General features: G+C 70.1%; 17 protein-coding genes and 1 riboswitch. Of the genes, 6 read left to right on the forward strand and 11 right to left on the reverse strand.

Annotated elements, in window-relative coordinates:
- The first annotated feature begins 117 nt into the window (after window positions 1-117).
- Window positions 118-462 carry a PadR family transcriptional regulator gene (locus ACFYY8_RS06500; protein ID WP_390037803.1) on the forward strand — a complete coding sequence of 115 codons (345 nt, stop codon included), beginning with the start codon at window positions 118-120 and terminating at the stop codon, window positions 460-462.
- On the opposite strand, the gene ACFYY8_RS06505 is transcribed toward ACFYY8_RS06500, so the two are convergent.
- Together ACFYY8_RS06505 and ACFYY8_RS06510 are read right to left on the reverse strand one after the other, a co-directional pair.
- The gene (locus tag ACFYY8_RS06505; RefSeq protein WP_390037805.1) at window positions 459-1,163 is read right to left on the reverse strand and encodes a permease prefix domain 1-containing protein; all 705 of its coding nucleotides are present in this window, start codon (window positions 1,161-1,163) and stop codon (window positions 459-461) included. The genes ACFYY8_RS06500 and ACFYY8_RS06505 overlap by 4 nt on opposite strands.
- Window positions 1,164-1,325: 162 nt before the next feature.
- Complete coding sequence (locus tag ACFYY8_RS06510) at window positions 1,326-2,750, reverse strand: pentapeptide repeat-containing protein (protein ID WP_390037807.1); 1,425 nt, start codon at window positions 2,748-2,750, stop codon at window positions 1,326-1,328.
- 161 nt (window positions 2,751-2,911) lie between these two features.
- Between ACFYY8_RS06510 and ACFYY8_RS06515 the strand changes: the two genes are divergently transcribed.
- Together ACFYY8_RS06515 and ACFYY8_RS06520 are read left to right on the forward strand one after the other, a co-directional pair.
- Window positions 2,912-5,272: an ExeM/NucH family extracellular endonuclease gene (locus tag ACFYY8_RS06515; RefSeq protein WP_390037809.1), complete on the forward strand. Its 2,361-nt coding sequence runs from the start codon at window positions 2,912-2,914 to the stop codon at window positions 5,270-5,272.
- 310 nt (window positions 5,273-5,582) lie between these two features.
- Window positions 5,583-5,954, forward strand: coding sequence for a thioredoxin domain-containing protein (locus ACFYY8_RS06520; RefSeq protein ID WP_352009322.1), 372 nt, complete (start codon window positions 5,583-5,585; stop codon window positions 5,952-5,954).
- An 87-nt stretch (window positions 5,955-6,041) separates the two neighbouring features.
- Here the strand turns inward: ACFYY8_RS06520 and ACFYY8_RS06525 are convergent, their stop codons facing one another.
- On the reverse strand, window positions 6,042-7,373 hold the full coding sequence (locus tag ACFYY8_RS06525) for a class II 3-deoxy-7-phosphoheptulonate synthase (RefSeq protein WP_352009323.1): 1,332 nt from the start codon (window positions 7,371-7,373) through the stop codon (window positions 6,042-6,044).
- A 125-nt stretch (window positions 7,374-7,498) separates the two neighbouring features.
- On the opposite strand from ACFYY8_RS06525, the gene ACFYY8_RS06530 reads away from it, so the two are divergent.
- Window positions 7,499-7,630 carry a hypothetical protein gene (locus ACFYY8_RS06530; protein WP_390037812.1) on the forward strand — a complete coding sequence of 44 codons (132 nt, stop codon included), beginning with the start codon at window positions 7,499-7,501 and terminating at the stop codon, window positions 7,628-7,630.
- 220 nt (window positions 7,631-7,850) lie between these two features.
- Here ACFYY8_RS06530 and ACFYY8_RS06535 read toward each other — a convergent pair whose 3' ends face one another.
- From ACFYY8_RS06535 to ACFYY8_RS06570, 8 genes are all read right to left on the reverse strand, one after another.
- A complete protein-coding gene (locus tag ACFYY8_RS06535; RefSeq protein WP_390037814.1) occupies window positions 7,851-9,053 on the reverse strand; it encodes an FAD-dependent oxidoreductase in 1,203 nt (400 codons plus the stop codon).
- Window positions 9,054-9,154: 101 nt separating this feature from the next.
- Complete coding sequence (locus ACFYY8_RS06540) at window positions 9,155-10,036, reverse strand: aldose 1-epimerase family protein (protein WP_390037816.1); 882 nt, start codon at window positions 10,034-10,036, stop codon at window positions 9,155-9,157.
- Between the two features lie 33 nt (window positions 10,037-10,069).
- Window positions 10,070-11,077: a LacI family DNA-binding transcriptional regulator gene (locus ACFYY8_RS06545; RefSeq protein WP_390037818.1), complete on the reverse strand. Its 1,008-nt coding sequence runs from the start codon at window positions 11,075-11,077 to the stop codon at window positions 10,070-10,072.
- Window positions 11,078-11,109: 32 nt separating this feature from the next.
- Complete coding sequence (locus ACFYY8_RS06550) at window positions 11,110-12,531, reverse strand: GH1 family beta-glucosidase (protein WP_390037820.1); 1,422 nt, start codon at window positions 12,529-12,531, stop codon at window positions 11,110-11,112.
- Complete coding sequence (locus ACFYY8_RS06555) at window positions 12,528-13,361, reverse strand: carbohydrate ABC transporter permease (protein ID WP_390037822.1); 834 nt, start codon at window positions 13,359-13,361, stop codon at window positions 12,528-12,530. The genes ACFYY8_RS06550 and ACFYY8_RS06555 overlap by 4 nt, the downstream gene beginning before the upstream one ends.
- Complete coding sequence (locus ACFYY8_RS06560) at window positions 13,358-14,326, reverse strand: carbohydrate ABC transporter permease (RefSeq protein WP_390037824.1); 969 nt, start codon at window positions 14,324-14,326, stop codon at window positions 13,358-13,360. Before ACFYY8_RS06560 ends, ACFYY8_RS06555 begins: the two co-directional genes overlap by 4 nt.
- Before the next feature lie 84 nt (window positions 14,327-14,410).
- A complete protein-coding gene (locus tag ACFYY8_RS06565; RefSeq protein ID WP_390037826.1) occupies window positions 14,411-15,745 on the reverse strand; it encodes an ABC transporter substrate-binding protein in 1,335 nt (444 codons plus the stop codon).
- Window positions 15,746-16,140: 395 nt separating this feature from the next.
- Window positions 16,141-16,839 carry a CHAP domain-containing protein gene (locus ACFYY8_RS06570; protein ID WP_390037828.1) on the reverse strand — a complete coding sequence of 233 codons (699 nt, stop codon included), beginning with the start codon at window positions 16,837-16,839 and terminating at the stop codon, window positions 16,141-16,143.
- Between the two features lie 15 nt (window positions 16,840-16,854).
- Window positions 16,855-16,992, reverse strand: a riboswitch (cyclic di-AMP (ydaO/yuaA leader).
- A 763-nt stretch (window positions 16,993-17,755) separates the two neighbouring features.
- Here ACFYY8_RS06570 and ACFYY8_RS06575 point away from each other — a divergent pair.
- Entirely contained in the window at window positions 17,756-18,793 is a 1,038-nt protein-coding gene (locus tag ACFYY8_RS06575; RefSeq protein ID WP_390037830.1) for a hypothetical protein, read from the forward strand.
- Window positions 18,794-18,804: 11 nt separating this feature from the next.
- Window positions 18,805-19,986, forward strand: a complete 1,182-nt coding sequence (locus ACFYY8_RS06580; protein ID WP_390037832.1) for a DUF6716 putative glycosyltransferase — start codon at window positions 18,805-18,807, stop codon at window positions 19,984-19,986.
- Window positions 19,987-20,125 lie beyond the last annotated feature (139 nt).

Genomic DNA, 20,125 nt, shown 5'->3' on the forward strand with positions numbered 1-20,125 from the left:
GTGTCTGTCTACCTATAGACACTCTACATGTAGAACGGCTACATGTAGCCTGTCTGAGGAAGGGTAGGGTGAGGGCGTGAACGATCGAGCCGCCGTAGGGCGGGCGGAGGGCGCGAGGTGAACGCCGACACGCTTCGCGGGCACATGGACGCCCTGCTGTTGTCCGTGCTCGAGGAGGAACCTCTGCACGGTTACGCGATCATCGAGGCCCTGCAGGCACGCAGCGGCGGCTCACTGAACGTGCCGACCGGCACGGTCTATCCGGCGCTGCGACGGCTCGAACAGGCGGGATACCTCGCCAGCGAGTGGGCGACGGTCAGCGGGCGCAGGCGGCGCACCTACCGGCTGACCTCCTCGGGTCACCGGGCCCTGGCGGGGGAGCGCGCGGCCTGGCGGGAGTTCACCGGTGTGATCGGCGGTGTGCTCGACCCCGGCGGCACCGGGGAGCGGCCGGGCCGCTAGGACCGGCCGAGGACCGGGGCGCGGCGCCTGCGGGTGATCATCAGGCAGCGGGCCGCGCCGTACAGCTGCAGCAGCGACAGCCCGAGGCTCAGCGTCTCGACGCCGAGGTTCAGCGGGTGGTCGAAGAAGTCGTCGCGCTGCGCGCCGTAGGTCAGCAGCAACCCGAGGGCGCCCGTGACCGGCAGCACGATCAGCACCAGCACTCCCAGCGACCGGGTGACGAGCCTGGGCCGCCTGATCCTGCGCAGGCCCCGGCCGAGCGCGAACAACCCGGCCCCGCCGAGCAGGGCGACCGCCAGCTGCAGATAGTCAAGGCCGCGGGAGACCGGCATGAACCACGCGGGCCATCGCTCGTAGGCGATCGGGTCCTGGGAGGAGAAGCGCCACACCAGGCTCCAGGCCATGATGGTCAGCGGCACGCTGATGAACAGCAGAGCCGCGAGCCTGCGTCCCGCCGAGATCGACAGCTCCTCCTGGTAGCCCGGCGCGATCTCCTCCACCGGGCCGAACTCCTCGACCGCGACCCGCTCGGCCTCGGCCCTGCCGAGCCCGTCGAGCTCCAGAGCCTCCGCGGTGTCGAGCAGGCTGTCGCGGGCCTCGGTGACCATGTCGAGTTTCGGTCCTCGCGGCCCGCTGAGCGTACGGCTGAGCCTGGCCACGTAGTCGTCGATCACCCCGGCTCCGGCCACGCCCACCTCCACCCCCGTACTCCCTGTGCGGTCATCACCGTACATCGTCGGGGTGGAGGTGGGGTCGGCGCATCCGGGATAACCCGGACACAACCCGGAGCCACCGTCTCGCGCCCCCGCGGACGCCTTCTCCGAGCCCGGGAAATCGCCGATTCCGGGAAAACGGACAGGCCGTTACGGCGACAACTGGATGGAGAGGTTCGGCGTTCTCGGCGCGCTCGCCCGGCGGGCCGAGTGCGAGGCCGAACCCATCAGCAGGCTGCCCACGGTGATCGCCGCCAGCAGGGCGAACCAGCCGACGACCCGTCCCATCCGCAGGCCGTACCCGCTGATGACCCAGTGCAGCGACAACAGCCAGCGGCCGGAGGAACGGCTGGTCGCACGGCGCATCTCCATGGCGCCGAAGGCGAAGTCGGCCGCGGTCGCCTTGTCGTCGATCCCGGCGCGCAGCCGCGAGTACAGGACGGCGAGGCGGTGCGGAGCGGGCACGTCCTGCTCCTCGTCCGACCAGCCGCGCCAGGCGTGCTCGTCGGCCAGCGTCCGCCGGAGGGTCCACCAGCGCAGCGGCGGCCAGTGCGGTGTGATCCGCACGCCGCGCGGGGTCGTGGCGAACACGCAACCGGTCAGCCTGAGCCGTTCCGGGGTGCGGATACCGGTGAAACGGCAGGTGCTGAGATCGACGGCGCTCAGCTGGAGCGCCTCCGCCTCAAGCCCGCGCACGGAGGTCACCGCGGCCGTGCCGTTCCCGCTGACCGTGGCCTGGCCACGCAGCGTCGCCTCTTCGAGGTCGGCGACCGCGCCGTCCAGCCGCACGCTCAGACGGCCCGTCACCCGGATGCGCCGCAGGTCGACCGGGCAGTCGCGGACCGTCAGGTCGAGGCCGTTGCCCGCCCACGCCCCGGCGAGGGTGAGACGGCGGCCGACCGAGACGGGGGCCAGGTAGCCGCCCGCCCAGAACCGCGTGGCCTCGAACCCGGCCAGACCGCCGAACTCCGTCCTCCTGAAGGAGACCGCCCTGCCGAACCGGCAGCCGCGGAAGGTCACGTCCCCCTGGAAGAGGGTGCCGTCGAAGGTGGCGAAATCGTGGAACTCGGCCCCCTCGAAGGAGACGGTCCGTGCGAACCTCGCCGAACCGAACAGGGCGTCCCGGCCCGCGGACACCCGGTCGAAAGCGGCGTGCCCGGCGACGTGGACGTCGTGCAGGGAGACCTCCCTGACGAACTTGACCTCCCTGAAAGAGACATTTCCGGCGAATCTTGCGCCGACGAACGAGGCCAGGCGATGGAAGCGGGCCTGGTCGAAGGAGACGTCCCCACTGAAGACGACGTCGCAGAACCTGACGTCCTCGGGGAAGACGGCCAGGTCGAACCTGGCCCTGCCGAGACGCCCACGGGTCGGGGCGAGGACTCGTTCCAGCAGGTCCTTGCCGATGACGGTGCCCCGCAGATCGATCGCGGAGCCGGGGGAGAGGCCACGGAGGACCTCGTCGAGCTCGTGATGCTCCAGATGGGCCAGGCAGCGCCCGTACGGCTGCCGGGCCGATCCCGCGCACTCAGGGGAGGCGGCGCAGGTCATCCAACCCACGTCCAGAGTTCTCATAAAACAGTGATACCCCAGACGAAGCCTTACGCGAGATCTACGTCATAGCAAGCTATAACTGATGCCTTTAGTCAGCACTTAGTGTCAAGATTCGTTGATTTCACCATCTGGCCATTTCTAAGTAAGTGTCAGCAGATCAAACCGGTTCTACGCTCCGCCTCATGCGTGCCTTATCCCGAGTCATCTCCGCTCTGGCCGTCCTCGGCGCCGCCGCGGCCACGGTCACCGCCCTCCCCCCGGCACCCGCCCTGGCAGAACCGGGAACCGTCGTCATCAGCCAGGTCTACGGCGCGGGCGGCAACAGCGGCGCACCGCTCGCCAACGACTTCGTCGAACTGTTCAACCGGAGCTCCGCGCCGGTCGCACTGGACGGCTGGTCCGTCCAGTACGGCAGCGCGACCGGCACGGGGAACTTCGCCGCCAACCCCGTCGCGCCGCTGTCCGGCACGCTGGAACCCGGCCGCTACCACCTGGTCCAGCTCGCCGGGGGAGGCACGGGCGCCCCGCTCCCCGTCCCGGACACGACCGGGACGGCCAACATGAGCGCGACCTCGGGCAAGGTCGTCCTGGTCCGCTCCGCGCAGGGACTGGCCTGCAACGGCGGCTCGACCCCCTGCACACCCGAGCAGAGCGCCCTCATCGCCGATCTCGTCGGGTACGGCACCGCCACCTACGCCGAGGGCATCCCGGCCCCCGCCCTGTCCACGACCACCGCGGCCCTGCGTGCGGACCACGGCTGCGCCGACACCGACGTCAACGGCACCGACCTGGTGAGCGCGTCCCCCGCGCCGCGCAACGGGACCACGGCCGCCGCGCCGTGCGGAACCCCGGAGCCCACCCCCACGCCGACTCCCACCCCCACGGTCAGTCCCACGGTCACACCGACGGTCACGCCGACCGGGGAGCCGTGCCAGACGCCCGCGACCCATCCGATCGCCCAGGTACAGGGCAGCGGGGACACCAGCCCGCTGGCGGGCCGGACCGTACGCGTCCAGGGCGTGGTGACCGGCGACTTCCAGCGGGCCGACCAGCTCGGCGGGTTCTTCCTGCAGGACCCCGTCCCCGACGCCGACCCCGCCACCTCGGAAGGCCTGTTCGCCTACGCCCGCGACACCTTCAGGGACGTCAAGGCCGGCGACCGGGTGCTGGTCACCGGCAAGGTCGTGGAGTACAACGGCTGGACCGAGCTCTCACCCGTCACCGCCGTCGACGTCTGCGGCACCGGCACCGTCGCCCCGGCCAGGCTGAGCCTGCCGCGCGCCGAGGGCTCGACCCTCGAACCCGTCGAGAGCATGCTCGTCACCGTCACCGGGCCGCTGACCGTCACCGACCACTACAACCTGGGCCGCTTCGGCGAACTCACCCTCTCCTCAGGAGGACGCCTGTTCCAGGCCACCGACAGGACCGGCGTGGACGAGGCCGCGAACCGGCGCCGCAGCCTGCTCCTCGACGACGGCTCGACCAGGGAGAACCCCCAGACCATCCCCTACACCGACCCGCGCGTCGTCCGCCTCGGGGACACCACGCTCGGCGCCACCGGCGTCCTGGGCTACGGCTTCGGCGTCTACCGCCTCCAGCCGACCAAACCGGTCACCTTCCTGCGGACCAACCCCCGCCTGCCCGCGCCGCCGCCGGTGTTCGGCAACGTCAGGGTGGCCAGCCTCAACACCCTCAACTGGTTCACCACCCTGGGTTCACGCGGTGCGAACACCACCGAGGAACAGCAGCGGCAGCTGACCAAGCTGGTCGCCACGCTCAAGGGCCTGAACGCCGACGCGGTCGGCCTCATGGAGGTCCAGAACAACGGCCAGACCGCCGTCCAGGCACTGGTCGACGCGCTCAACGCCGAAGTGGGCGCGGGCACCTACGCCGCGCTGACCCACCCCAACCCGGGCACCGACCTGATCCACGTCGCGGTGATCTACAAGCCCGCCAGGCTCAAGCCCGTCGGCCCGGCCCGCTCCTCGGCCGACCCCGTCTTCAGGCGCCCCCCGCTGATCCAGACCTTCCGCCGGGTCCGGGGCGGCCAGCCGTTCACGATGGTCGTCAACCACTTCAAGTCGAAGGGCTGCGACACCGCCGCCACCGGTCCCGACGCCGACCTGGGCGACGGCCAGGGCTGCTACAACGGTGAACGCGTCCGCCAGGCCAAGGCGACACTGGCCCTCGTCGAGAGCCTCAGGCTGCCCAACGCGCTGGTGCTCGGCGACCTCAACGCCTACGGCGAGGAGGACCCGATCGACACGCTGGAGGCGGGCGGGCTGACCGGTCTCAGCAAGCGGTTCGTCCCCGCGCCGCTGCGCTACAGCTACCTCTTCGACGGCCGCAGCGGAGAACTCGACCACGCCCTGGCGGGCCGGGACCTGCTCAGGAAGGTGACCGGCACGACCATCTGGCACGTCAACGCCGACGAGAGCCGCATCCTCGACTACAACACCGAGTACAACCCGCCTCAGCTCTACCGGCCTGACGCGTTCCGGTCGTCGGACCATGATCCTTTGGTGGTCGGGCTGAGGTTGTGATTCTTCGCTCCGCCTGCGGCGTCGCGGGTCCGGGCGCCTTGAGCCGGCGCGCCCGAACCGGACACTCCTCTCACACGGCACCGGTAAGGCGTAAGGGCAGAAGCCTCATACTTGGCACCGGTGAAGCACAACCCGAAACCCTTCACACATGAGGCGGGGAATCCCCCATATCCGGTACGGCGGCGTTCGGATCGGCACCCTTGAACGGGGGCGGTCCGGGCGTCGCCGGGGTGGGCGTCGGGATGGAATGTCCGGGGGAGGGAAGTGGTTATGCGAGCCATACAAGACGTGACGACAAGAGGAGCCACAGGTGGCGACCATTGAGGTAACCGAGAAGAACTTCAACGAAATCGCCGACGAGGGGATCGTCCTGCTGGACTTCTGGGCGTCCTGGTGCGCGCCGTGCCGCACGTTCGGGCCGATTTTCGAGAAGTCCTCGGAGAAGCACGGCGACATCAAGTTCGGGAAGATCGACACCGAGGCCGAGCAGGGGCTCGCGCAGGGCTTCGAAATCACCTCGATCCCCACGGTCATGGCCATCCGTGACGGCATTGTCGTCTTCGCTCAGCCCGGGGTGCTGCCCGCGCCCGCCCTTGAGGACCTCATCGGTCAGGTCCGGGCGCTCGACATGGACGCGATCCGCGCCGAGCTGGCCAACGAGCTTCGCGCGCAGAAGGACTGAGCCCGAAACGACGAAGGGTCCCGCACCACAGGCGTGGGACCCTCGTGTGTCTCGCGGTGCCGTTCACGGCGGACCGCAGCTCAGAGCTCAGGAGGAGCGGTAGAGCTCCGCGACCCGGAAGGCCATGTCGAGCGACTGGCTCCGGTTGAGGCGGGGGTCGCAGGCCGTCTCGTAGCGCAGCGCCAGATCGCCCTCCGCGACCTCGTCGGCGCCGCCCACACACTCGGTGACGTCGTCGCCGGTGAACTCGATGTGGATGCCGCCCGGGTGGGTGCCGAGGTCCCGGTGCACCTCGAAGAAGCCCGCGACCTCGTTCAGCACGTCGTCCAGGCTCCGGGTCTTGTGGCCGCTGGGGGCCTCGAAGGTGTTGCCGTGCATCGGGTCGCAGATCCAGGCGACCTGGGCGCCGTTCGCGGTGACCTTCTCCACCAGCGCGGGCAGGTGCTCGCGGATCTTGGAGGCGCCCATCCTGGTGATGAAGGTCAGGCGGCCGGGCTCGTTGTCGGGGTTCAGCTTCTCGACCAGCGCCAGGGCCTCCTCGGCCGTCGTGGTCGGGCCCAGCTTCACGCCGATCGGGTTGCGGATGCGGGAGAAGAACTCCACGTGCGCGCTGTCGAGCTGGCGGGTGCGCTCGCCGATCCAGACCATGTGCGCCGACACGTCGTACGGCTGGCCGGTCCTGGAGTCGATCCTGGTCAGCGCCCTGTCGTAGTCGAGGATGAGCGCCTCGTGCGAGGAGTAGAACTCCACGCCGTGGAACTCCGCCGGGTCGGCCCCGCAGGCGTGCATGAACGCCAGCGCCTGGTCGATCTCCCCGGCCAGCCGCTCGTAGCGCTTGCCCGCGGGGGACTCGCTGACGAAATCCTGGTTCCAGGCGTGCACCTGCCGCAGGTCGGCGTAACCGCCCTTGGTGAAGGCGCGGATCAGGTTCAGCGTCACCGCGGAGGAGTGGTAGGCGCGCAGCAGCCGTCCCGGGTCCGGCAGACGGGACTCAGGGGTGAAGTCGAGACCGTTGACCATGTCGCCCCGGTAGGCGGGCAGCTCGACGCCGCCGCGTACCTCGGTTCCCTTCGAGCGGGGCTTGGCGAACTGCCCCGCTATCCGGCCGATCTTCACCACGGGGACCCTCCCCGCGTAGGTGAGCACGATCGCCATCTGCAGCAGCGTCTTCAGCTTGTTGCGGACGGTGTCGGCGGTGGCTCCGGCGAAGGTCTCGGCGCAGTCACCACCCTGCAGCACGAAGGCCTCACCTCGCGTCACCGCCGCGAGTTCGGCCTTGAGGTTGTCGCATTCCCCCGCGAAGACGAGCGGGGGAAGCGCGGAGAGTTCGGCGACGACCTTGTCCAGCTCGCCGCGGTCGGGCCACTCGGGCTGCTGCGCCGCGGGAAGCTCCCGCCAGGAATCGAGGTAGTTGCTCACGACATACCAGGCTATTGCAACCTCGTGGGCGAACCCACCTCAACGTCCACAGATTGAGAACCTCTTTGTCACCAGGCGCCTACAGCGTGGATGCCCCGTGCCTCAGGGCGGGGAGGAAACATGGCATGGTCGGACATTTCGGTCTCCTGGTTTTGTCGGTGGCGATCGGTGGTTTCGAGGGCGTGTCCCGCTACCGGCTCCAGCCCACGCCCGCCCAGGAGCGGGAGTCGCCGGAGCATCGCGGGCACGCCCGATAGGTGTGGAATCTGGCCCGTCGAGTTCCGGTGCCGGTCCCGCGGACACGCAGGCAACGCCGATGCGAACGCGACCGGGAACATTCGCCACGCGGTAGGGCATGCCGTGTCCCACGGGGAGGCCCACCGTTGGGTGGGCCGGTGAACCGCGGACCTCGACGCGACCTCCTCCTCATGGGGTGGTTGCCGTTGGAACCCCCCCGCCTTCGGACGGGGGAGGAGGTCAGGAGGGACTCTTGACGTGTTCGGGAAGGACACCGAGGCCGATGAACCGGCGGGTCAGGGCGCCGACCACCGGAAGGCGGGACAGGTCGCGCGGCAGCCGCTCCGGAGCGCCCCGCCCGTCCAGGGTCGGCCGGATGAGCCGGTCCTGCACCACCCGCTGGGCGAACTGGGTCACCACGGTCGGCACCGTACGGCGGCGCTGGATCTTGGCCAGCAGCGATTCGGGGATCTCCGCGCCGGAGGCCAGCGGCCCGGCCAGCAGGTTGGCCGTCGCGACGGCGTCCTGCACGGCCAGGTTGATGCCGACGCCGAAGACCGGCGACATGGCGTGCGCGGCGTCCCCGATGACGAGCAGGCCGGGCCGGTGCCAGCGGCGCAGCCGGTTGAGCGCGACCGAGAGCACGCTGACGTCGTCGAAGCCGGTCAGCGGCCCGGTACGGCCCGCCAGGAACGGCAGCAGGTCCGCCACCTGCTCCCGCAGCGTCTCGATGCCGGCCGCCCGTAGCTTCTCGAAGCCGCCCTTGGGGATGGCGTAGGCCAGCTGCCAGTAGGTTCCCCGGTCGATCACCACCATGATCCGGCCCGAGGACAGGCGCAGGAACGTCTCGTCCGGGTCGTTCTCCTCGCGCGGCAGCCGGAACCACACCACGTCCATCGGCGCGCCGTGTTCGACCGGGACGAGCCCGGCGGCGCGCCGTACGTCGGAGTGGCGGCCGTCGGCGGCCACGGTCAGCGTGGCCCGAAGCTCGTGCTCGCCGTCGGGGTCGCGGTAGCGGACCCCGCGCACCGCGTTCCCCTCCCGGATCACGCCGTGTACCTCGGCGTTCATGAGAAGGCGGAAGGTGGGATAACGCGCGGCGGCGGTGGTCACCAGGTTGAGGAAGTCCCACTGTGGGACGAAAGCGATGTAGCGGTACTCACCTCCCAGTTTGGACAGGTCGGCGACCGGCACCGTCCCCTCGTCGGTGTGCATGGCCATGCCGTACGCCTTGTGGTGCGGCAGCCGCAGGAACTCCTCGGCCAGGCCGATCTCGTGCAGGACCTGCAGCGTCGAGGGGTGGATGGTGTCGCCCCTGAAGTCACGCAGGAAGTCGGAGTGTTTCTCCAGCAGTGTCACCTGGACGCCCGCTCTGGCCAGCAGCAGCGCGAGTACGGCCCCGGCGGGACCGCCCCCCGCGATCACACACGTGTTCCGAGTCATAATTCATCACCCAATGAAATTCTCGCACAGCCGGGTCGCCAAGGAAACCGTCCCCCGGAGTCCGGTACGGCACGCGTCAGATCAAGGGCGGGGAAACGGCCTCAGAGCGGGGAGATCGTCCAGGAGGTCTCGGCCGTCTCGCCCGGCTGGAGCACGATCAGGTCGGTACCCGAGTTGAAGGCGTCCGGCGGGCAGGTCATCGGCTCGACCGCCAGCCCCCGATAGCCGGACCCGGTGCCGCCGCACACCTGCGCCCACGGCAGGACCGAGGCCCGCCAGCTCACCTCGACCCCGCCCTCCGGCCCCCGTACCCGCACCCTGGCCAGGCCGTCCGCCCCGGGCCTCAGGCCGGTGAAGGCGTGGTCGACGACCGTGCCCCCGAGCCGTCTGGGCTCCCTGAAGTCGTACGGCGTGCCGGAGACGTCCTCAAGAAAGGCGGGCAGCATCCGCTCGTCGGGCAGCAGCACCCTGTCCGCGGGCAGCAGCAGCTCGTACTCCCCGGCGTCCTCGCCCGCCAGCAGCCAGGGATGCGGCGCGCAGCCGTACGGCGCGGCGCGCTCGCCGGTGTTCTCGGCGGTCAGCGTGGTGGTCAGGCCGCCGGGGGTCAGATGGTGGAGCACCCGCAGGGCCAGGGTGAACGGGTAGCCGGGCACCGGGGTCACGGCATGCGCCAGCCGTACGTGGGAGGGGCCGATCTCGACCGGTGACCACCTGACGTCGGCGACCAGCCCGTGCAGGGCGTTGCCCCTGGACCCCTCGTTCGCGACGAGGCGGTGGGTCACGCCGCCGAAGGTGTAGCGCGCCCCGCCGATCCGGTTGGGCCACGGGGCCAGCAGGGTGCCGCTGTAGAAGGGGACGGGCCCCTCCGGCGGCCAGTCCGCCACCAGGTCGCGCCCGTCGTGCCTGAGCACGCGCACGGCCGCCGCGAACTGACTGACCTCGGCGTACATGTCGCCGTCACGAAGGATGAACTGCCGGGGCACAACTGTCCTTTCACCGGGGAAGGGGCGCGCCGCTCAGGCGGAGGCCCGCTCGACCAGATGCGTGTCGAGGATCACAACCGGCTGCTCCAGGTGCTCACCGTTGATGCGGGAGACCAGGAGATGGGCCATCTGACGGCCCATCTCCTCGGTCGGCTGGTGCACGGTGGTCAGCGGGGGAGAGGAGTGGGCCCCGGCGGGGGAGTCGTCGAACCCGATCACCGCCACGTCGCCGGGGACGTCTTTGCCCTCGTGCCGCAGCACCCGCAGCGCGCCCAGCGCCATCGGGTCGGAGGCGGTGAAGACCGCGTCCAGGTCCGGATGCTCGGCCAGGAGCCCGCACATGGCCCGCGCGCCGCTGTCCTCGCTGAAGTCGCCGTAGGCCACGATCTCCGGCACGCCCGTGGCGCTCAGCGCGTCGCGGTAGCCCGCGAGCCGGTCGACGCCGACCCCCATGTCCTGCGGGCCCGCGATGGTGGCGATCCGCCTGCGGCCCCTGCCCAGGAGGTACTTCACCGCCTGCCTGGCCCCTGCCCTGTTGTCCACGTCGACGTAACAGTAGGGGTCGAGCCCGACGGGCTTGCCGCCGATGACGGTCGGCACGCCCATCTCCTCCAGCCTTCCGGGCAGCGGGTCGGCCCCGTGCAGTGAGATCAGCAGCACCCCGTCGACGTGCTGGCCCGTCAGGTAGTGCTCAAGACGATCGTGGTCCTGCCTGGACTGGGCCATCGCCAGGATCAGCTGCAGACCCGTCTCCGACAGCGCCGAGCCGATGCCGCGGATGGTTCCGGCGAAGTAGGGCTCGTCGAAGACCCGCAGCTCCGACTCGGAGACGACCAGCGCGACGGTGTCCGTGCGCCGGGTGACCAGAGTGCGGGCGGCCCGGTTCGGGACGTAGCCCAGCTCCCTGATCGCCTGCTGTACCGCGTCGCGAGCCCTCTCACTCACCTTCGGCGAACCGTTGATCACCCGGGAGACCGTGCCGCGCCCGACTCCGGCCAGGGCCGCGACCGCCTCAAGGGTCGGACGACGGTCGCCGTTCATGTTTCTCGCCCCCATGAAAGATTCTCCGGACTTCATTGTGCAGGACCGGTCAGGCCTCCACGCCTGATTGTCTCGGCATACCAAAGGGCGCTCTCCTTGGGAACTCTGCGCTGCGTCGGGTAGTCGACGCGCACCAGCCCGAAGCGCTTGCCGTACCCCCAGGCCCACTCGAAGTTGTCCAGCAGCGACCAGGCGAAGTAGCCGACGAGCGGCGCCCCCTGCCCGATCGCGGCGTGACAGGCGCGCAGGTGGGCCTCGATGTAGTCCCTGCGCTCCGGGTCCCGCACGAAGCCGTCGGCGTCGGCGACGTCGTCGAAGGCCGCGCCGTTCTCGGAGACCACCAGGGGGATCCGGGGGTAGTCCCCGGCGACCCGCAGCAGGACCTCCCGCAGCCCGTCGTGGTCGATCTCCCAGCCCATGCCGGTCACCGGCCGCCCGCTTCCGGCGAACGAGACGTGCTCGCTGCCCACCCAGGGCGAGCCGGTGTCCGTCGGCGCCGCCGCGGCAGAGACCGCGCCCCCCGGGGTCCCGGAGACGGTGAACCGGCTGTAGTAGTTGATCAGCAGCATGTCCATCGGGGCGGAGACGATCTCCATGTCCCCCTCCTCGGCGAGCCCCTCAGCGGCCTCCCCGAGGTCCGCCAGGACGTCCGCCGGATACTCCCCCCTGAGCAGCGCGTCCAGGAAGAGACGGTTCTGCAGGCCGTCGATGCGGCGGGCGGCGTCCAGGTCGGTCGCCGAGCGCGTCAGCGGCGAGACGGCGTAGAGGTTCACGCAGCCGCCGATCCGGCTGCTGGCCCGCTGGGCACGCATGGCGGCCATGGCCAGCCCGTGGCCGAGCAGCAGGTGGTGGGCGGCCCGGACCGCCCGCGCGGGTTCCCGCCGCCCTGGGGCGTGCTCCCCGGAGGCGTAACCGAGGAAGGCCGCGCACCACGGCTCGTTGACCGTGCTCCAGTTGCGCACCCGGTCGCCGAGCGCGTCGTGTACGGCCGCCGCGTAGTCGGCGAACCGCAGGGCGGTGTCCCGCGCGGGCCAGCCTCCCGCGTCCTCCAGGGCCTGGGGCAGGTCCCAGTGGTAGAGCGTCACCCACGGGTCGATCCCCTGGCCGAGCAACTCGTCGACCAGCCTGCGGTAGAAGTCGAGCCCCCGCTGGTTGACCGCTCCCGCGCCGTCCGGCTGGACGCGCGGCCAGGAGACGGAGAAGCGGTAGGCGCCCAGGCCGAGCCGGGCCATCAGCCGGACGTCGTCGCGGTAGCGGTGGTAGTGGTCGACGGCGACGTCGGCGTTCTCACCGTTCACCACCCGCCCCGGCAGGCGGGCGAAGGTGTCCCAGATGGACCTGCCGCGTCCGTCCTCGGAGACCGCGCCCTCGATCTGGTAGGCGGAGGTCGCCGCTCCCCAGGCGAATCCCTCCGGGAACCTCAGCTCCTGATCCTGTGTCTGCTGCGTCGTCACGCCTTGACCGCACCTTCCATGAGACCGCCGACGATCTGACGGCCGAACACGACGAAAACAATGAAAAGAGGCAGGACCGAGACCGCCGTGCCGGTGAACAACATGACGTAGTCGGTACCGTGGGCCTGGTTGAGCGCGGCGATCGAGGTCTGCACCACGGGGTTGTCCGGGTCCAGCACGATCAACGGCCACATGAACTCGTTCCAGGTCTGCATGAAGACCAGCAGCGCCAGTACGGCCATGCCCGGCCTGAGCGCGGGCAGGATCACCCGGGCGTAGACGCCCGCCGTCGAGGCGCCGTCGACGCGGGCGGCCTCGACCAGTTCGTCCGGCACCGCCTGGGAGGCGTACTGGGTCATCATGAAGACCCCGAACCCGTTGACCAGGAAGGGCAGGATCACCGCCTTGAGCTGACCGGTCCAGCCGAGGGTCACCATGAGCTCGTACAGCGGGACCACGCCCATCTGCTGGAGCGGGACCATCATCGTCACCAGGATCAGCCCGAGCAGCGCCCGCCCGCCCCGGAAACGCAGCTTGGCGAAGGCGAACCCGGCCAGCGTGGAGATGAACACGACCGAGACGGTCACGGTGACCGAGACGACGGCCGAGTTGACCAGGCCGGTGAGGAAGTGGGCGTCCTCGGCCGCGAGCAGCCGGGCGACGTTCTCCCCCAGGTGGCCGCCGGGCAGCAGCGGCGGGGGAACATCGATCGCCTCCTCGTTGGTCCGGGTGGCCATGACGAACATGTAGTAGACGGGAAAGGCGGAGATCACGACGGCGAGGGCGAGCGTGGCCCTCGTCAGCGGTCCCGCGTCCCCTGGGCGGCTCATCCGGCGCCTCCGATGCGGCGGGTGAACAGGTGGTTGACGAGCGTGCCGAGCAGGATCAGCACGAACAGCAGCCAGGCGGCGGCGGAGGCGTATCCGAGGTCGAAGTCACGGAAGGCCTCCTTGACGACGAACATCGCCACCGTCTGGTACTGGCCGGTCGCGCCGCCGCTCATCGTCGGGTTGCCGTCGAACATGACCGGTTCGGTGAACAGCGTCAGGCCGCCGATGGTCGAGACGAACACGGTGAAGACGATCGTCGGGCGCAGCATCGGGACGGTGATCCGCCAGAACTGCCGCCTGACGCTCGCGCCGTCGAGGGAGGCCGCCTCGTACAGGTCCCTGGGGATGGTCTGCATGGCGGCCAGCAGGATGATCGCGTTGTAGCCGGTCCAGCGCCAGTCGACCATCGTGGAGATCGCGATCCACGCGGACCACTTCTCGTTCTGCCAGTTGACCGCGTCGACTCCGAAGAGGCCGAGGAACCAGTTGACCATGCCGTAGTCACGCCCGTAGAGCTGGGTGAAGACGACGGCGACCGCGACGACGGAGGTCACCAGCGGCAGCAGCACGCCCATGCGGAGGGCGAGCCTGCCCCGGATGCGCTTGTTGAGGGCGTTGGCCAGCAGCAGCGCCAGCACGAGCTGCGGGATCGTCGAGATGACGAACATCCCGAGTGTGTTGACCACCGCGTTCCAGAAGGCCTCGTCGGCGACCAGGGACAGGTAGTTGCCCGCCCCCACGAAGGTCCTGTCCCCGGCGAGCTCCCAGTCGTGCAGCGAGACCCACAGGGTGTAGCCGAGCGGGAAGACCCCGAAGAGGACGAACAACACGAAGTACGGCGAGACAAAGAGATAGGGGGTGACCAACAGGTCGAACCTGGCGAACAGCGCGCCGTCCCGTCTCCTCGCGTCGGGCGGGCGCTCACCGGGCCCGGCCTGGGCCGGGGTTTCGGCGTACGGGGTCATCGATCGGCCTTTCGGGGGCTTTCCTGGCTGGTTTCTCTGCGGGCCCCACCGGTCCCGGGGCGACGGGACCGGTGGGGAAGTGGATCAGCCGGCCGCCTTGACCCCGGCGTCGAGGAACCTCTGCCAGGCCTGGTCGTAGGGGACCGAGCCCTGGTCCATGCCCTCAAGGATCTTCTCGACCGCGGTCTTCACCTGGGCGTGCTTCTCGCCGAGGAAGACCGGCTGCAGGTTCTCGACCGACGCGCCGAAGATCCGGCCGGTCGGCGCGTCGTTGAAGAACGGGTTCCTCAGGTCCCCGACCGCCGGGTCCCGCTGGGCGGGCAGGGAACTGGGGAAGGCGGCGGCCTCCTGGAAGGCCATGACCTGGCCCTCCTTGCCGGTGAGGTAGTTCACCACCTCGGCGGCCTCCTTCGGGTGCTTGCTCTGCTTCGGCACGGCCAGGTAGGAGCCGCCCCAGTTGCCCGCGCCTCCCGGCACCGTCGCGACGTCCCACTTCCCCTTGCCCGACTCGCCCGCGGCGCCGGAGACCACGCCGAGCATCCAGGCGGGGCAGCCCATCGTGGCGAAGCCGCCCTTCTTGATGGCGGCGTTCCAGGGCGGGGTGAAGGAGGCCAGCTTGGCGGTCAGCCCGGCCTCGCTGAAGCTCCTGACCGTGTCGAAGGCGGTCCTCACGGCGGGGTTGGCGTCGATGACGAGCTTGTTGGACGTGTCGATGTAGGTGATGTCGCCGTTCTTCTGCGCCTCCTGGGCGAGGATCACGTTGTAGAGGGTGTTCGGGCCGTCCAGGAAGCGCGGCGCGTCCTTTCCGGGATTGGCGGCCTGGAATTTCCTGCCGACGTCCATGAAGGACTTCCAGTCGGGCCAGAGCCTGCCGACCTCCTCGCGGTCCGTGGGCAGGCCCGCCTTCCCGAACAGGTCGGTGCGGTAGCACATGGTCATGCCGCCGATGTCGGTGCCGAGGGCGAACAGCTTGCCCTCGGCGTTGACGCCGTTGTCCCACTTGGCCAGGGGGAAGTCGGCCTTGCGGCTTCCGAGGCCGTACTGCCCGAGGTCGGTGAAGAACTGCGGGCGGGCCTTCATCAGGCCCATCGCGCCCTCGTCCAGGGCGACCACGTCGGCCGCGCCGCTGCCCGCCTGCAACCGCTGGAGCAACTGGGGCAGGTAGACGTCCTCGAAGCGGTCGGTCAGGTTCTGGTATCTGATCTGGATGCCGGGGTGGGCGGCGTTCCAGGTCTGGGCGGCCTTGTCGTAGCCGAAGTTCTCGCCGCCGCCGAAGGTGTGCACGGTGACGGTGACCGGTTCGGCCACCGTGGACGCGGGCCCGTCCGTCCCGCCGGAACCGCACGAGGTCAAGGCCAGCGCCGCGGCCGTGACCGTCGTGACCGCGGCGAGCCTGCCGCGCCGCCTGTGGTTCAACATTCCGGACCCCTCTCAGGTCGTTCGCCCGAATCGGTGGGAGGTGTCGCCGCGGGCCGGTCCCCGACAGACGCGGCTCTGCGACGAGGCGGTTCCTCAACGTGTTGGGAGCGCTCCCACGAAGCGTGGCCGACGGGTGGGCAGACGTCAATACGGCGAGACGCAACCGTTACCCCTGTCCGAATATCTCGCGACTCATGGGCATAAATGGCTACAAAGCGGACGTACTCCCTTTTGGGAGCGCTCCCATATTGACCGGAGGGTGGGATGCCGAAAGGGCCGTGGCTCGGGGAGCCACGGCCCTTTCCGGATTCGGGGGATCACCGCCGCGGCGGGCGGGGAGTCCGCCGCGGATGGGGGTCTCGTACGGCGGGGGCCGTACGGAGGGAGGGGTGGGGTCAGCCGCTGTAGACCGGGTAGCCGTAGCCGACGACCTGGGAGGTCGGACGGATGCGCTGCTCGACCTTGCCGTTGCCGGTGTTGCCCTCGATCGTGGTGATCGTGCCGTTGCCGTTGTCCTGCTTCACGAAGCCGACGTGGTCGATCCCGTCGAGGTCCTTGCCGCCCTTCCAGTCGAAGTAGACGACGGCGCCGGGCTTGGGAGTGGTGCCCCAGTGACCGTTGTCCCTGAACCACTTGGCGTGGGTGACGGTGTAGGCGTCCCAGCCCATGGTGGGGCGGATGCCGGCCTGCTCGCCGACCCAGGAGACGAACATCGCGCACCAGGGGGCGTTGGCGTAGTCCTGGACGCGGCCGCCGTCGCGGGCGGTGGTCTCCTTGGCGCGCTCACTGGACATGTACCAGGAGTGGAACTTGGTGCCGCCGCCCTGGGCGTTCTCGCTGACGCCGATCTGCTGGGAGGCGATGTTCAGAACCTGCTGGGCGGTCACCTTGGGCAGGCGCTCGGCCGTGGCCTGGAGGCCGGTCTTGGCGGTGTCCACGCTCGCGTTCTGGACGGCGGCGGACGTCTGCTCGGGGGTGTCCGCCAGGGCGGGTCCACCGGCGACGATCCCGCCGCTGAGGGCGATGGCGGTGCCGAGGACGACACGGGCCAGGTAGTGCGTCTTGGGGGTGGAGGTAAGGCGGTGCTTGGCCATGGGGTACTGCTCCTTGCGTCGCTTCCATGCCGCCTACCGGGTTAGCTGACGGGTTCGGACTGGAAAGTGTCCTACAGCGCATATGCGCTGATTCACCCCAAAGGACTTGGGTCCCCGGTTCCGCGAGACTTGCGGATTCGGCGGCCGTGTCCATCAGGCGGATGTCCCCCTGGTGGAGCACGGTCGGGCAATGTCGTGGCAATGCGCTGACCTGCGAAGGTCTGGGCGTTCGCCGCGAATTCGTTGAACGTACGCGAACCGGACAGACGATTACAAGTCCGACACATTGCCTTGGCTTGGGAATGGGCCCCGTTCGAGGGGGAAGACTGGGCCCTCACCCGCCCGGGACGATCTCCCTTTTGGTGACGCGATCCCCTGCGGGAAAGGGGATCCCGTCATGCCGGGCACGGTAAAGGGCAAGGGTGAGGACTTCGCGTGCCAGGTAAACGTAGATCTTTTGGCCGACCTCTCCTTCGCCGGGTCAAGAGGGGGTCCCTTTACCCGTCCGGAGGGGGCGCTCCCGGCCCCGGCCGGTCAGGGGCGTGACGCGAGTGCGGCGAACCGTACGCCCGTGAGCTCCTCGGAGGCGATCCACAGCGGCCGGGCTGAGCGGTTCGCCGCCGGCCGGGCGCCGCGGTTCGAGGGCGAACAGCGGATCGGCCGGTTTGGGCCTGCGGTAGGCGCCGAAGCGGCGGCGGCCCCATCCCACTGCCGTCACCCGTGACCGGTGCCGTACTGCCGGACAGCCGGGGATGTCATCAGCGGTCCGCATGATCGGCACCTCCGAGGCCGGCTGTACGAAACGGTTTCGTACATGACGGCGGATCGTCACGGGTACGCCCCGCAAGAGGGCATATTCGTGTGTTCACCCGTAGTTCCCGGCGCCGTAAGACGTCCGGGTTACGGTGAGGCGGTCGTGAACGGGTCATCGCCCGGCGTGGAGGACGGTCGAGACCACGCGCGGGAGCAGGGTTCGGCCGTTGCCTGGGTGGAGTCCCCGCTGCAGATGCTCTGCGCCGTGGAGGCCCACCACGCGGGGCTGCTCGGCGCCCACGCACGGGTGGTGCCCAGGGCCGGGCTGCGCCCGCTGGCCGTCACCCGCCGTGAGATCGCCAAACTCGGCCCACCGGCCGGGCTCGAACTCGACGAGCCCTCACCCGAGATGCCCAGGCCCCGCAGGGGCACGAGCTGGGCGGTCGGCGACGCCTTCTCCGGCAAGGTCCAGGCGGCCTGGCTCACCGCCCTGCCCGGACGGATCGTGATCGTCGACGACGGGCTCGCCACGATCAGGCTCCTGGAACTGCTCACCGGGCGGTTCTGGACGCCCCTGCTCCGGGCCAGAGCCACCCCGGGACCGCTCAGGAAGGTGCTCGGCTCGGCCGCGGGCATACGGCTGCGGGCGGCCGCCCGGTCAGGCCGCCTGTCGATCTTCACGGCGCTTCCCGTCCCCGACGACCTGGCGCGGGCCGTACGCGCACGAGGGGCCGAACTGGTCACCCACGACTTCGCCTGGCTCAGGTCCCAGCCCATGCGCAGACCGGGGCCGAGGGAACGCACCGTCGTCCTGGGCACCTCCCTGGTCCGCAACGGCCTCATCCACCGCGAGCACTACTTCGGCTGGCTGGCCGGACTCGGCTCGACCGGGCCCGTCGCCTACTTCCCGCACCGCAGAGAGGACCCCGGCGACCTCGCCAGGGTCGGACGGCAGCCCGGGATCACCGTCTACGACGGCGGCGCCCCCGCGGAGATGACGCTGCGCGGGCTGGAGGCCGAGCAGCGGGTCCTGAGCCTGCCCTCGACCGCGGTCACCTCCCTGCGCGTCCTGCTTTCGGCCCGCGGCGTCGTCGTGGAGACCGTGGACGTCCCCGACGAGTGGTGGACCGCCCAGGCGGCGCCCTCCCTCAGAACGCACCTATCGATGTTCGCCCATCACGACACTGGAGTCACAGGTTGAAGGTCCTGGCCGTGGCCGACTCGGATTCCTACCTGAAGTGGGCCGCCTACCTGCTTGAGGGCCTGCCCTCGGGCTGTACGGCGGAGCTGACGGTGATCCGTACCCCCATCACGCCCTCACCGGCCCAGATCCACGCGGCCGTGGCCGGCGCGGCCGGTGACCCGCCGGTGCTGTCCGCCAGAGCCCTGCGCAGGGCCGCCGAGCGGTTCAAGCCCGACGTGGTGCTGGTCGCCTGCACCGGGCCCGTGGTGGACGTGCTGGTCAGCGAGGTCCTCTCCGGCCTCACGCCACGGCCCGTCTTCGTCTCCGGCCTGCCGGGCATCTCCATCCCGGCGACCGAGAAGGCATGGATCTTCCGCAGCGGATGCGACCTGTTCGTCCTGCACAGCGGGCGGGAGGTCGAGGAGTTCTCCACCATCGGCAAGGAACTCGGCGGCGGAGGACAGATCGGCCTCACCCGGCTGCCGTTCCTGCGCGACAGCGGGCAGGTCCCCGCGGCGGGGCCCCGCGACCGCGTCGTGTTCGCCACCCAGGCCAAGGTGCCCAAGCGCAGGGAGGACAGGGAGCGGATCCTGCTCGCGCTGGCCGACCTGGCCGGACGGCGCCCCGACCTGGACGTGGTCGTCAAACTGCGCGCCCTGGACAACGAACGCCAGACGCACAACGAACGCCACAACTACCAGCGCCTGTGGCAGGCCCTGGAGGCCGAGGGCCGGGTCCGTCCCGGCGCGGTGCGTTTCGCCGCCGGAGCCATGCACGAGCACCTGGCGCACGCCGCCGGGTTCGTCACCGTCAGCTCGACCGCCGCGCTGGAGGCCATCGCCCAGGACGTGCCGCTGCTGGTGCTGTCCGACTTCGGCGTCAGCGCCGAGATGATCAACCTGGTCTTCGAGGGAAGCGGTCTGCTCGGCACCATGGACGACCTGGCTCAGGGCCGCTTCCACACTCCGGACGAGGCCTGGTGCAGGGCGAACTACTTCCACCCGAACGGCGAGAGCGACTGGGTGTCGCAGATGGTCGCCCTCGTCGGCCAGTCCCGCTCGGGACGCCTCGTCCCCGCGACCTCCCTGCTGGACGGCCCGCAGTACGCCGCCGCCCGCCGGCGCGCCCGCCTGCGCGTGGAGGTGCCGCCCAACGTCCTCCGAGTCGGCTACCGAGCCAAACGCCGCATGCGCCGCTACCTGAAGCTGTAGGAAGTGCCTCTTTGCGCCGCCTGCGGCGTCGCGGGGCTTGGGCGCCTTCGGGTCGGTGCTTTCCCTCGTCACTCCGTCGCTTCGCTCCTGCGTTCCTCAGTCCAAGCACCGACGCGCCCAAGCCGGAACCCCTCACGCT

The organism is Streptosporangium sp. NPDC001559 (genome assembly GCF_042893955.1).
Classification (GTDB): domain Bacteria; phylum Actinomycetota; class Actinomycetes; order Streptosporangiales; family Streptosporangiaceae; genus Streptosporangium.